General features: G+C 70.6%; 14 protein-coding genes and 1 pseudogene. 12 read left to right on the top strand and 3 right to left on the bottom strand.

Annotated features, from left to right (window positions below; all coding sequences use genetic code 11):
• The first annotated feature begins 11 nt into the window (after positions 1-11).
• The 9 genes from ACWDR4_RS43095 to ACWDR4_RS43055 all read left to right on the top strand — a co-directional run bounded on the left by ACWDR4_RS43095 (position 12) and on the right by ACWDR4_RS43055 (position 8879).
• The gene (locus ACWDR4_RS43095; RefSeq protein ID WP_450416769.1) at positions 12-398 is read left to right on the top strand and encodes a GntR family transcriptional regulator; all 387 of its coding nucleotides are present in this window, start codon (positions 12-14) and stop codon (positions 396-398) included.
• Positions 395-1321 carry an ABC transporter ATP-binding protein gene (locus tag ACWDR4_RS43090; protein WP_450416768.1) on the top strand — a complete coding sequence of 309 codons (927 nt, stop codon included), beginning with the start codon at positions 395-397 and terminating at the stop codon, positions 1319-1321. The genes ACWDR4_RS43095 and ACWDR4_RS43090 overlap by 4 nt, the downstream gene beginning before the upstream one ends.
• Entirely contained in the window at positions 1318-2322 is a 1005-nt protein-coding gene (locus ACWDR4_RS43085) for an ABC transporter permease (RefSeq protein ID WP_450416766.1), read from the top strand. Before ACWDR4_RS43090 ends, ACWDR4_RS43085 begins: the two co-directional genes overlap by 4 nt.
• Complete coding sequence (locus tag ACWDR4_RS43080) at positions 2319-3317, top strand: ABC transporter permease (protein ID WP_450416764.1); 999 nt, start codon at positions 2319-2321, stop codon at positions 3315-3317. Before ACWDR4_RS43085 ends, ACWDR4_RS43080 begins: the two co-directional genes overlap by 4 nt.
• Before the next feature lie 160 nt (positions 3318-3477).
• Positions 3478-5847: an RNA degradosome polyphosphate kinase gene (locus tag ACWDR4_RS43075; RefSeq protein WP_450416762.1), complete on the top strand. Its 2370-nt coding sequence runs from the start codon at positions 3478-3480 to the stop codon at positions 5845-5847.
• Positions 5828-6976, top strand: a complete 1149-nt coding sequence (locus ACWDR4_RS43070) for a CHAD domain-containing protein (RefSeq protein ID WP_450416760.1) — start codon at positions 5828-5830, stop codon at positions 6974-6976. Before ACWDR4_RS43075 ends, ACWDR4_RS43070 begins: the two co-directional genes overlap by 20 nt.
• Entirely contained in the window at positions 6973-7392 is a 420-nt protein-coding gene (locus ACWDR4_RS43065) for an NUDIX hydrolase (protein ID WP_450416758.1), read from the top strand. The genes ACWDR4_RS43070 and ACWDR4_RS43065 overlap by 4 nt, the downstream gene beginning before the upstream one ends.
• A gap of 298 nt (positions 7393-7690) precedes the next feature.
• Positions 7691-8536, top strand: a complete 846-nt coding sequence (locus ACWDR4_RS43060; protein WP_450416757.1) for a hypothetical protein — start codon at positions 7691-7693, stop codon at positions 8534-8536.
• 154 nt (positions 8537-8690) lie between these two features.
• Positions 8691-8879, top strand: coding sequence for a hypothetical protein (locus tag ACWDR4_RS43055; RefSeq protein ID WP_450416755.1), 189 nt, complete (start codon positions 8691-8693; stop codon positions 8877-8879).
• A 54-nt stretch (positions 8880-8933) separates the two neighbouring features.
• Here ACWDR4_RS43055 and ACWDR4_RS43050 read toward each other — a convergent pair whose 3' ends face one another.
• Positions 8934-9254 carry a metal-sensitive transcriptional regulator gene (locus ACWDR4_RS43050; RefSeq protein ID WP_450416753.1) on the bottom strand — a complete coding sequence of 107 codons (321 nt, stop codon included), beginning with the start codon at positions 9252-9254 and terminating at the stop codon, positions 8934-8936.
• A gap of 247 nt (positions 9255-9501) precedes the next feature.
• Between ACWDR4_RS43050 and ACWDR4_RS43045 the strand changes: the two genes are divergently transcribed.
• Together ACWDR4_RS43045 and ACWDR4_RS43040 are read left to right on the top strand one after the other, a co-directional pair.
• Complete coding sequence (locus ACWDR4_RS43045) at positions 9502-10122, top strand: DUF47 domain-containing protein (RefSeq protein WP_450416751.1); 621 nt, start codon at positions 9502-9504, stop codon at positions 10120-10122.
• Positions 10123-10129: 7 nt separating this feature from the next.
• Complete coding sequence (locus ACWDR4_RS43040) at positions 10130-11128, top strand: anion permease (protein ID WP_450416749.1); 999 nt, start codon at positions 10130-10132, stop codon at positions 11126-11128.
• A gap of 51 nt (positions 11129-11179) precedes the next feature.
• Here ACWDR4_RS43040 and ACWDR4_RS43035 read toward each other — a convergent pair whose 3' ends face one another.
• Complete coding sequence (locus ACWDR4_RS43035) at positions 11180-11464, bottom strand: hypothetical protein (protein ID WP_450416747.1); 285 nt, start codon at positions 11462-11464, stop codon at positions 11180-11182.
• On the opposite strand from ACWDR4_RS43035, the pseudogene ACWDR4_RS43030 reads away from it, so the two are divergent.
• Positions 11448-11764: pseudogene (locus ACWDR4_RS43030) on the top strand (hypothetical protein). The gene ACWDR4_RS43035 and the pseudogene ACWDR4_RS43030 sit on opposite strands and share 17 nt — an antisense overlap.
• 20 nt (positions 11765-11784) lie before the next feature.
• Here the strand turns inward: ACWDR4_RS43030 and ACWDR4_RS43025 are convergent.
• Positions 11785-12801: a helix-turn-helix domain-containing protein gene (locus ACWDR4_RS43025; RefSeq protein ID WP_450416746.1), complete on the bottom strand. Its 1017-nt coding sequence runs from the start codon at positions 12799-12801 to the stop codon at positions 11785-11787.
• Between the last annotated feature and the right edge of the window lie 89 nt (positions 12802-12890).

Below are 12890 nucleotides of genomic sequence, written 5' to 3'. Positions count from 1 at the left end.
TGGTTGTACGCGTGGTCGAGTACCGCATCGACAGGCGCACGGGCGTCGCCACCTACCTCCAGATCGTCCAGCAGACCAAACAGGCCCTGCGCCTGGGCCTGTTGGAGCCCGGCGACAAGCTGCCCACGGCCCGTGAGGTCGTGGAGGCCACCGCCATCAACCCGAACACCGTCCTGAAGGCCTACCGCGAGCTGGAACGCGAAGGCCTGGTCGAGGCCCGACGGGGTCTCGGCACCTTCGTCCGGAAGTCGCTGGGGGCGGCCCCGGCGGACTCCCCGTTCGGCGCCGAACTCGACGACTGGGCCGAGCGGGCCCGCGCGGCCGGGCTCGAACGGGACGACGTGGCGGCGCTGTTCAACTCCGTACTCGACACGCATTTCAAGGGGGACCAGGAATGAGCGACACCGCCATGGAGGCGGCCGGGCTGGGCAAGCGGTTCGGCCGGCGGAAGGGCTGGGCGCTGCGCGAGTGCGCGTTCCGGCTGCCCGCCGGGCGCGTCTGCGCGGTCGTCGGACCCAACGGCGCCGGCAAGTCGACGCTGCTGGCCCACGCGGCCGGTCTGCTCAGGCCCACCGAGGGCACGCTCACCGTCCTCGGCACCAGCCCGGGGGCGGCGCGCGAGCGCATGGCGTACGTCGCCCAGGACAAGCCCCTGCACCCCCAGCTCACCGTCGAGGACACGCTCCGGCTGGGCCGGGAGCTGAACCCCCGGCGCTGGGACGCCACCGTCGCGGACCGGATCGTCGCCGACGGCGCCCTCGACCCCGACGCCAGGATCCGCACCCTCTCCGGCGGTCAGCGCACCCGGGTCGCGCTCGCCCTCGCCCTCGGCAAGCGCCCCGAACTGCTGCTCCTGGACGAGCCGATGGCCGACCTCGACCCGCTCGCCCGGCACGAGCTGATGGGCACCCTGATGGCCGACGCCGCCGAGAACGGCACCACGGTTGTCATGTCCTCGCACGTCGTCTCGGAGCTGGAGGGCTCCTGCGACCACGTCCTCCTCGTCGGCGCCGGCCGGGTCCGCCTCGCCGGCGACCTGGACGACCTGATCGCCGCCCACACCCTGGTCAGCGGCCCGGCCGCCGACCTCGACGGGCACACGGTGATCGAGTCCCGTACGACGGGCCGCCAGACCACCGCCCTCATCCGCCCCGGGGGCCGCCTGACCGGCACCTGGCAGAGCGCCACCCCCACCCTGGAGGAACTGGTCCTCGCCTACCTCCGCTCCCCCGAGGCCCCGTCCCTGCACCTCGACACGGACGGCTCGGGCGGCTCGGGCGGCTCGGACGACTCGGCCGAGTCGGTGGAGGCCGCCGTATGACCACCCTGACCGCCGCCGAGGCCCCGGCGCGGAAGCAGTCCCGGCGCCCGTACCGCCCCCACGGCCTCACCTGGGCCCTCCTCCGCGTCCACCGCTCCGCCCTCTGGTTCTGGCTGCTGTACGTCGCCGTGGCCACCGGCGTGCTCCTGTGGACGGCCGGACCGGGCGCGACCGCCGCCCTGGACGAACTGTCAGCCTCGGGCTGCCGCGACGGCGGCATGCCCAGCCTGGGCTGCGACACGCTCGGACCGGCCGGGAACCGCTGGGACTCGGGCGTCGTCCTCGGCAGCCTCCTCATTTTCTTCGCCCCGTTCCTGATCGCGGCCTGGGCGGGCGGCTCGCTCATCGGCCGCGAGATGGAGGACGGCACCGCCCACCTGGCCTGGACGCAGTCCGTGTCCCCGGCCCGCTGGCTCGCCGCCAAGCTCGCCGTACCCGCCGTACTGATCACGGCCGGCATGCTCCTGCTCACCGTCCTGCACCGCCTGATGTGGTCGGCCGGCGCCGACCTGCGGCCGGGCAACTTCAACTGGTACGACGGCCAGATCTTCGAGCCCAACGGCACCCTCGCCACCGCCTACGCCCTGCTGGGCCTCGCCCTCGGCGTCCTCGCGGGCCTGGTCGCACGCCGCTCGCTGCCCGCCCTCGGTTTCGCCTTCGCCGGCCTCGGCATCGTCGTACAGCAACTCCAGTCCCTGCGCCCGCACCTGTGGCCGGCCGTGACCCGGACGAGCGCCACCGGGTTCGAGGACGACGGCAGCCTGACGGTCGGCAAGGGCTCCTACACCTCGACCGGGGCCCGCATCCCCGACCTGTTCTGCGACGACAAGGCCCCGTGCGTCGCCCGTCACGACGTCGCCGGCGTGTACCGCGACTACCACCCGTCCTCGCACTTCTGGCCCCTCCAGCTCGTGGAGACCGGCATCCTTCTCGCCCTCGCGACGGTGGCCGTACTGATCGCGTTCGCCCTCCTCAAGCGCCGCACGGGAGCCGCCGTATGACCACCACGACCGCACTCGCCGCCCCCGCAAGACCGCGGCGCCCCCGCCTGCGGAGCCCCCACGGTCTGCCCGGGGCACTGCTGGTCCTGCACCGCTCGGCCCTCTGGTTCTGGCTGCTGCTGGTCGCCGTGGCCGCCGGGGCACTGCTGTGGATGTACGGCTGGGGCGCCGACGCGGCCTTCGCCGAGTTCTTCCGCAGGGGCTGCGTGGACGGGGTCCTGAACGACGGCTGCGACTACATCGGCCCCGCCCACACCCGCTACGACACCGCCGAGACCGTCAGCGGCGGCCTCATCAACCTCGTACCGCTGCTCACCGCCGTCTGGGCGGGCGCCGCGCTCATCGGCCGCGAACTGGAGAACGGCACCGCCCACCTGGCCTGGACGCAGTCCGTGTCCCCGGCCCGCTGGCTCGCCGCCAAGCTCGCCGTACCGGCCGCGCTGCTCACCGCAGGCACCCTCCTCCTCGTCCTCCTGCACCGCCTGGCCTGGGGCGCGCACACCGAGCTGTTCCGCGGGATGGGCACCCGGCAGTGGCACGACGACGGCACCTACTTCGCGAACGGCACCCTCGCCCCCGCCTACACGCTGCTCGGCCTGACGCTCGGCGCTCTGACGGCACTGCTCGTGCGGCGGTCGCTGGCCGCCATGGGCACCACCTTCCTCGCCTTCATGTCCCTTGAGTACGTGATCACGTCGCTGCGTCCGCACCTGTGGCCGGTCGAGACCCTGACCAGCAAGGACGGCTATCCGGACTACATCGGCATGGTCGTCGGCGACGGCGCCCTGACCTCCACCGGGAAGCGCGTCTCCGACCCGATCTGCGTCGCCGACACCCAGTGCCTCACCGACCACGACATCGTCGGCTACTACCGCGACTACCATCCGTCCGCCCACTTCTGGCCCCTCCAGCTCATGGAGACCGGCATCGTCCTCGCCCTCACCGCCGCCGCGACGGCCGCCGCCTTCTGGCTGCTGCGCCGCCGCACGGCCTGAGGACACCGGGACCCGGCCCGCGTATGCCCCTTCCACCGGGGAGAAGGGGCATATGCGCACCCCGCCGATAGAGGTGCTCACCCCCGCGAGCCGCCCCCCGATATCCCGCACGTCATGTCCTCGTAACCAGTGATTCAGCCAGGCTTGCGAGGCTCACCCAATGACGCCCGCCGTGCCTGAGCCTTCACCGCCCCCAGGGGGCACCCACGGGACCGGAGCGGCCCCGCCGGTACCGGTCGTGCTCCCGCCCGCGCGTTCCGACGCGCCCGTCCCGGCCCCGGCGCGGAACAATGGGGTCATGAGCCAGCCAAACGCCCAGTCGCAGGTACAGCACGCGCAGCCCTCCGTCGGTTCCCTGACCTCTCACCGCCCGCACACGGTGTCGGCCGTGGTCTCCGACCTGGAGCCGGACATCGACGCCGACCTCGACGAGTACGAGGAGGCGCCCTACGACGGGGAGCTGCTGCCGCAGGGCCGCTTCCTCGACCGGGAGCGCAGCTGGCTCGCGTTCAACGAGCGGGTGCTCGAACTGGCCGAGGATCCCAACACCCCGCTCCTCGAACGGGCTAACTTTCTGGCGATCTTCGCCAGCAACCTGGACGAGTTCTTCATGGTCCGGGTGGCCGGTCTCAAGCGCCGCATAGCCACCGGCGTCGCCACCCGCTCCGCCTCCGGCCTCCAGCCCCGCGAGGTCCTGGAGATGATCTGGGCCCGCTCCCGCGAGCTGATGGCCCGGCACGCCGCCTGCTACCAGGAGGACGTGGCCCCGGCGCTCGCCGAGGAGGGCGTGCACCTGGTCCGCTGGGCCGAGCTGACGGAGAAGGAGCAGGCCCGCCTGTTCACCCTCTTCCGCCACCAGATCTTCCCGGTCCTCACCCCGCTGGCCGTCGACCCCGCGCACCCCTTCCCGTACATCTCGGGTCTCTCCCTGAACCTCGCGGTGGTCGTACGGAACCCGGTGAGCGGACACCGCCACTTCGCGCGCGTGAAGGTGCCGCCGCTGCTGTCCCGCTTCCTGGAGGCCTCCCCGAGCCGGTACGTGCCCATCGAGGACGTCATCGGCGCGCACCTCGAAGAGCTGTTCCCCGGCATGGAGGTCCTGGAGCACCACGCCTTCCGCCTCACCCGCAACGAGGACCTGGAGGTCGAGGAGGACGACGCCGAGAACCTTCTCCAGGCCCTGGAGAAGGAACTGATGCGGCGCCGCTTCGGGCCGCCGGTGCGGCTCGAGGTCGAGGAGTCCATCGACCGGTACGTACTCGACCTGCTGGTACGGGAGTTGAAGATCACGGAGGCCGAGGTGTACCCGCTGCCGGGTCCGCTCGACCTCACCGGCCTCTTCGGCATCTCCTCCCTCGACCGGCCCGAGCTGAAGTTCCCCAAGTTCATCGCCGGCACCCACCGCGACCTGGCCGAGGTGGAGTCGGCGTCGGCCCCGGACATCTTCGCGGCCCTGCGCGAACGGGACGTCCTCCTCCACCACCCGTACGACAGCTTCTCCACCTCCGTCCAGGCCTTCCTGGAGCAGGCGGCGCTCGACGACGACGTCCTCGCCATCAAGCAGACCCTGTACCGGACCTCGGGCGACTCCCCGATCGTGGACGCCCTCATCGAGGCCGCCGAGGCGGGCAAGCAGGTCCTCGTCCTCGTCGAGATCAAGGCCCGCTTCGACGAGCAGGCCAACATCAAGTGGGCGCGCAAGCTGGAGGAGTCCGGCTGCCACGTCGTGTACGGGCTCGTCGGCCTGAAGACCCACTGCAAGCTGTCCCTGGTGGTCCGCCAGGAGGGCGACACGCTGCGCCGCTACTCCCACGTCGGCACCGGCAACTACCACCCGAAGACGGCCCGCCTGTACGAGGACCTGGGCCTCCTGACGGCCGACCAGCAGGTGGGCGCGGACCTCTCGGACCTCTTCAACCGCCTGTCCGGCTACTCCCGCCGCGAGACCTACCGCCGCCTCCTGGTGGCCCCCAAGTCCCTGCGGGACGGCCTGATCTCGCGGATCAACAAGGAGGTCCAGCACCACCGTGCCGGACGCCCCGCGTACGTCCGCATCAAGGTCAACTCGATGGTGGACGAGGCGATCATCGACGCCTTGTACCGCGCCTCCCAGGCGGGCGTCCCGTGCGACATCTGGGTCCGCGGCATCTGTGCCGTACGGCCCGGGGTCCCGGGGCTCTCCGAGAACATACGGGTCCGTTCCGTACTCGGCCGCTTCCTCGAACACTCCCGGGTCTTCGTCTTCGGCAACGGCGGCGAGCCCGAGGTGTGGTTCGGCAGCGCCGACATGATGCACCGCAACCTCGACCGCCGCATCGAGGCACTGGTCAGGGTCACGGACCCGGCCCACCGGGCCTCGATCAGCCGGATGCTCGAAACCGGTATGTCCGACACCACGCAGTCCTGGCACCTGGGCCCGGACGGCGAGTGGACCCGGCACGCGACGGACCCCGAGGGCCACCCCCTGCGGAACGTCCAGGAGATGCTCATAGACGCCCGGAGGCGTAGGCGTGGCACAGCAACACCTTGACCCGACCGACCCCACGACGGCCGGACCCGTGACCGCCGACGCCCTGGCGGACTACCTGAGGGCGCAGGCGACGGAGTTCCTCCGCGCCCTGCGCCTGCACAGGGAGACCGGCACAGGCTCCTCCGGATCTTCCCCGGAGGAGCCCGTGGACGCGGCCCGCGCCCTACGCCACGCGGCCCGCCGCATCACAGGCACCCTCCACACCTTCCGCCCCCTCCTCGACCCCACGTGGTCGGAGACGATGCACCCCGAACTGGCGTGGCTGTCAGGCACGCTGGCGAGGGAACACGCATACGCGGCCCGCCTGGAACGCCTGCTGCTGGCGCTACAGCGCTTGTCGGGGGCGGTACCGTTCCCGGCGCAGGCGAACGCCGGCGCCGTTGTGGGCAGCCGGACCAGCCCCGCTGTGGGCAGTCGTTCCGCTAGGGCGGATCCCGTCCCACTGAAAGCGGAACCCGGCAACGCCGGCCCCCCGACCCACCCCGCAACCCCAGACCGCAGCAACCTGACAGTAGGCGCAGCAAAAGCAGGCGCCCTGCTGGAGCGCCAACTAACCCTCGCCCGCACCCGATCCCACTCGGCAGCCCTACAAGCCCTGGGCTCAAGCCGCTTCCACGCGGTAGCGGACAACGTCGCGGTACTGGCCAGCGAGGTCCCCCTCACCCCCGCAGCCACCACCACCCCCACCGACCTACGCCCCCTCGCCGCCGCAGCGGACGAACGCCTCTGCGACGCCGTCACCACCCTCCCCCTCCTCACCGCCGGCCACCCCTACAACGCCGAGGCCCTCATCCACGGCCTCTCCCCCGACCCGGCCCCCCACCCCCAGGACGCCCCCTGGCACCACGTACGCCTCCTCCTGCGCCTGCGCCGCTACGCCCACGAGGTCCTGGACGGCGACGAGGCCCGCGTGGACGTACGCATGCTGACGGCAGGCACGGCACTCAACCGCCACCGGGACGCCTCAGAGGCCGCCGCAGCAGCCGCGGCAGCGGCACGCACCCCGCGCATCGCCCCGGCGACGGCGTACGCCCTCGGCGTGCTCCACGCCGACCAGCGCCACGAGGTAGAGGCGGCCCGGTTCGCGTTCCAGCAGTCGTGGGAGAAGAAGGCGATGAGCACAAGGTGACGTCCGCCGACGAACACCCCGTACTGGCGGCGGGCTGCGTCCTGTGGCGCCGCTCGCCGGTGGACGACGGCCTGGAGATCTGCCTGGTCCACCGCCCGAAGTACGACGATTGGTCGCACCCGAAGGGCCGACTGAAGCACGACGAGGAAACCCTCACCGCAGCACTGCGCGAGGTCGAGGAGGAGACGGGCTACGAGGCCGCCCCCGGCGCACCCCTCACGACCACCCACTACGAGGTCAACGGCCGCCCCAAGCAGGTGAGTTACTGGGAGGCGGAGGCCGTCTCGGGCACCTTCGCCCCGAACGACGAGGTCGACCTCATCCTCTGGCTCCCCCCGGCGGCGGCACGAGAACGCCTGACCCAGCCCCGCGACAAGGACCTGATCGACGAGGTAGTGGCCCTGCGACGCGGGTAGCTACAGCGGGTCCGTCTGATGCCCCTTGCCGTCCGTCCGGGCCAGACTGCGGGCCCGGCGGGCCGGCCCGCGCCAGCCACAACTGCATCTCGCGAAGCAGAAAGGCCCGTGCTCCACCATGGAAACGGAGTGTTCTCCGGGGAACTGAGCCGACTCGCTTCCATCCTGCTGCGCCACACCCACCACGGTACCCACACCCGAGCAAAGCACCGGTATCCGCGTGACGACCTCCCCCACCCCTCGTTAAGCGGAAGGACAGGGGCCGTGGACCGACGGCCCGGTTTGGGGGTGGGCGGCGATGGACCGGCGGCGGCACTGGCGAGCGAACGGGGCGGTCGTGACGGCCGCCCTGACGACGGGTCTCCTGATCTGCGTCACCGGCTGCACGGGCAGCGGCGAAGCCGCCACCGGGGACGCACGCCCCGCCACCGACGCGGTCCGCGTCCTGCACGGCGCCGCCGCGACCCTGGTCGACGCGGGCACCTCCAGAACCACCACGTCCATGGAGATGGCCACCGGCGGCACCCGGGTCACCATCCGGGGCGAGGGCGTCTACGACTACGGCAAGCAGCTCGGCCGCCTCAAGGTCCTCCTCCCCCAGGACCCGGCGGGAGCCAGCCCGCACCGCCCGATCACCGAACTCCTCGCCCCGGGCGCCCTGTTCATGAAGAACCGGGGTGCGGGCGTCCCGGCCGACAAATGGGTACGGGTGGACACGGCGACCCTGTCCGACGGCAACCTGGTGACGGGCGGGGCCACGGACCCGTTCGCCGCCGCCGAGATCCTGCGCGGGACGCGCGAGGCGACCTACGTCGGCCGGACCCGGGTCGCCGGCACCGAGGTACGGCACTTCCGGGGCACCGCCGACCTCGCCGAGGCCGCGAAGAGCGCCTCACCGGGCAACAAGGGGCCACTGGGAGCGGCGGCGAAAGGGTTCGCCACCGCCGAGGTCCCCTTCGAGGCCTACCTCGACGACAAGGGCCGTATCCGCAAGCTCCTGCACCGGTTCAGCTTCGTCAACGGCCAGCACAAGGGCACGGTCGCGGTCGCCTCGACGACACTGCTGTACGACTTCGGGGCCCCCGTGCACGTACGGCTGCCAAGGCCGGCGGACATCTACGCGGGCCGTATCGCCGAGCAGTGAGACTGCCGTCCGGAAATGAGGGAAGGTGAGCCGGGCGAGCAACCCGGCCCGCCCGGGCTGCGTCCGCCGTAGCGCAAGGACTAGCCCGTCCGTGCCATGCGCGGTGTGTAGACCACTCCCTACTCTAGGAAGCGGTGACGGCAGAGAAGAGGTGATGCACGTGGCTCCGGTCGGCGGTACGGCAGTTCAGGACCACGTGGCCCTCGCCGAGATCGAGCTGTGCGGAGACCTGATCATCGCGGCCTCGGCAGCCGCCGAGGAGCGGCTCAGTCTGGAGAGCATCGACGAGGTGCTGAAGGTGGCGGAGGAGCGCGAGGGGCGCAAGGTCACGTCAGCTGGCTGAAAAGCGACGGGTACCACAGGATGACGGGCGCCACAGGAACCGGCGCCGGACGGCTCAGGTACGCAGCAGACGACCGATCGCCTTGGTCGCCTCCTCCACCTTCGCGTCGATCTCCGTACCACCCTTGAGGGCCGCGTCCGCGACGCAGTGGCGCAGGTGCTCCTCCAGGAGCTGGAGCGCGAAGGACTGCAGGGCCTTGGTGGAGGCGGAGACCTGGGTGAGTATGTCGATGCAGTAGACGTCCTCGTCGACCATCCGCTGGAGCCCGCGGATCTGCCCCTCGATCCGGCGCAGCCGCTTCAGGTGCTCGTCCTTCTGCTTGTGGTACCCGTGCACGACGTCGGGCGTCTCCGCGCCGGCCTCTGTGGTCGTCATCGCGTAGTCCTCCCGTTGAACAAGCACCGTCTGAACAAGCACCATCGAACAAACATGAGACGCAAAAGCGCCCATATACCCCTGCCGGGTATATGGTAACCAACTTTGCTGGGTATAGGGCCGGGTATAGACCACTGTGCAGTCCACGCTGTCCGATGGGCGACACTGGGGGACGACCCGTTAGCCGTGGCCGGATGTTGCGCCTAGCATCAGCCTGACCGAACCCGAAGGACTCCGAGGACCCCACGTGCGATTTCGTCTGACCCCCAGGGAGACGAGCTTCTACGACATGTTCGCCGCTTCCGCGGACAACATCGTCACGGGCTCGCGACTCCTCATGGAACTGCTCGGGGCGGACGCCTCCGGCCGGGCCGAGATCGCAGAGCGTATGCGGGCCGCGGAACACGCCGGTGACGACGCCACACACGCGATCTTCCACCAGTTGAACTCCTCGTTCATCACGCCCTTCGACCGCGAGGACATCTACACGCTCGCATCGTCCCTCGACGACATCATGGACTTCATGGAGGAGGCCGTCGACCTGGTCGTCCTCTACAAGGTGGAGGAACTGCCCAAGGGCGTCGAGCAGCAGATCGAGGTCCTGGCGCGGGCGGCGGAGCTGACGGCGGAGGCCATGCCGAACCTCCGCACGATGGAGAACCTCACGGAGTACTGGATCGAGGTGAACCGCCTGGAGAACCAGGCGGACCAGATCCACCGCAAACTCCTCGCGCACCTGTTCAACGGCAAGTACGACGCGATCGAGGTACTGAAGCTCAAGCAGATCGTGGATGTGCTGGAGGAGGCGGCGGACGCCTTCGAGCACGTGGCGAACACGGTGGAGACCATCGCGGTCAAGGAGTCCTGACCCTTACATGGACACCTTCGCGCTGATCGTGACCATCGGGGTCGCGCTCGGATTCACGTACACGAACGGCTTCCACGACTCGGCGAACGCGATCGCGACGTCCGTGTCGACCCGTGCCCTCACGCCCCGCGCGGCACTGGCGATGGCCGCGGTGATGAACCTGGCCGGCGCGTTCCTCGGCAGCGGGGTCGCGAAGACGGTCAGCGAGGGCCTGATCGAGACGCCCGAGGGCTCCTCGGGCATGGCGATCCTCTTCGCGGCCCTGGTAGGCGCGATCACCTGGAACCTGGTCACCTGGTATTTCGGCCTCCCCTCGTCCTCCTCCCACGCCCTGTTCGGCGGCATGGTGGGGGCGGCGCTGGCGGGCGGTACGAAGGTCTACTGGTCCGGCGTCGTGGACAAGGTCATCATCCCGATGTTCGTCTCCCCGCTGGTGGGCCTCCTGGCCGGCTACCTGGTCATGACGGCGATCATGTGGATCTTCCGCCGAGCAAACCCCTCGAAGGCCAAACGCGGCTTCCGCATCGCGCAAACCGTCTCGGCGGCGGGCATGGCCCTGGGCCACGGTCTCCAGGACGCCCAGAAGACGATGGGCATCGTGGTGATGGCCCTGGTCATCGCGGACGTCGAGGACTACGGCGACCCGATCCCCGTCTGGGTCAAGATCGCCTGCGCGGTGACACTGTCCCTGGGCACGTACGCGGGCGGCTGGCGCATCATGCGCACCCTGGGCCGCAAGATCATCGAACTGGACCCGCCCCAGGGCTTCGCAGCGGAGACAACAGGCGCGTCGATCATGTTCGCCACGGCCTACCTCTTCAAGGCCCCGGTCTCCACGACCCACGTGATCACCTCGGCGATCATGGGCGTGGGCGCGACGAGGCGGGTGAAGGCGGTGCGGTGGGGCATCGCCAAGAACATCGTCCTGGGCTGGTTCATCACGATGCCGGCGGCGGGGCTGGTGGCTGCGGTCGGCTACGGGGTTGTGTGGCTGGCGTTCCTGTAAGGGGACCCGGTGGCCCTCATCGGGTGGTGGGCGGGGCTTCGGCGGAGTGAGTCAGCTGCCGGGCCAGCTGATCGTCTGCCCCTCGGGGGTGACGGTGATGCCGAAGCGATCCAACGACGGGGTCCCGTCCCGGCGCCAGCGGGTGACGTGCTCCTCCATGGCGTCCCACAGCAGGGTGGGCCCGCCCTGACGCACCACCCAGTCGTCGCGGTCCTGGTGGAGGACGGCCCACGCCTCGCCCTCGACGTCGATCAGGACGTGTTCCTCTCGGCCGTCGCGGTCGAGGGTGACGTGCTGGGCGCGGGGTGCGGGGTGCGGGGTGCGGGTCGGGATCACAGGCCACCGCGGGCTCGACGCGGAAGTGGAGGAACGCGTTCGGGCGAGGCGGGACGAGGGTACGACGTCGCGGAACTGCTCGCCGTCTCGTGCATCGCCGACGGACCCGACGCCTGGTTCGCGGAGGCGGTTCTGGAACGCGGCGGCAGTGAGATCCTCGTCGGCCTGGTCGACGAGCTGTTGGCTGTGTGGGACGGGAAACCGGCGCGGGGATACGGCGGGACAGCGGACGTCGTGGCCTACGCCGACCGCAACGGCATCCCCGTACGGGTCCTGTGGCCCGAGGGAGCCACCCGCTGACGGCCGGCCGTCCGCATCGTTCACGAGGCGTTCTGTCCGACCGTGTCCCGTCCGGTTCCCCTTCTGAGCAGGGACGCCCCGAGCGGGGTCAGGGTGTGGAGGACGGTGTTGGCCCGGCGGTGGCTGGTGATGAGGCCGGTGTCCCGCAGGACGGTGGTGTGGTGGGTGGCGGTCGCCGCGGAGACTCCCGCGTGGCGGGCCGCTTCGGTGGTGGTGGCCCCGGTCGCGGTGGCCCGCAGGATGACGGAGCGGGTGTGGCCGAGGAGGGCTGCCAGCGGCGGCCCGGGACGGCCGTCGACAACGTTGTGCGCGGTGGCCGGTTCATGGAGGAGGGGGTACATGAGGACGGGCGGGAGACCCGGGTCGACCAGCGCGACAGGCATGTCCCAGCAGAAGTAGGAGGGGACGAGGAGCAGCCCGCGCCCGTTCAGATGGACGTCCCGCTCGGTACCGCCGCCGTCGAACTCCAGGACGGGATGTCTCCATCGCACGGCCGGCGTCAGACTGCTGAGCAGGCCCTCGACCCCGTGGTCGAGCAGTGACCTCGCATGCCGGACCCGCTCCGCTTCGAGGCACTCACGCATCCGTTCCTCGTACGGTGTGATGACCGCCTGGTAGTAGGCGCGGAGCAGCTCGACCAGCTGGCTCCGCATCTCGTGACCGGCGAGCAGCGGCGCCCAGCCCGGAGCGCCCGCGACGTCGGAGAGCATCGTGATCTCCCGCGTCACCTGAGCGGGTGGGGTGGCCAGGACGGCCTTCAGCCCGTGGCCGAGACCTTCGGATCCCTCCATGGGGGTGAGGAAGTCCGGGAAGTAACTCGCGCGGGGGAAGAGCGGCAGCAGAACGTTCCTGACGGCACGCCCCAGTTCGGTCCCGTGCAGCCGAGCGGATGCGGTGCGGTGCCAGTCCGCGAACGCCCAGCGCCCTTTCCTGGTCTGGAACCTGTGCAGGCTGGAGGCTATTTCCCACAGGGAATGCGGTGCTGCCACCACCCGTGTCCTGGCGAGATCCTCGGCGGTGAAATGGAAACGGACCATCCCCGTCCCTTCGCCCTGCCATCTGCGACTCTTCACCTGTTTCAAAGGAGCGTGACAGAGAGAGTCGCGCACCGGAACACTTGTTCAGG

This window comes from Streptomyces sp. NPDC000878 (assembly GCF_053599695.1).
This window is presented reverse-complemented; position numbering and strand designations above follow the sequence as displayed.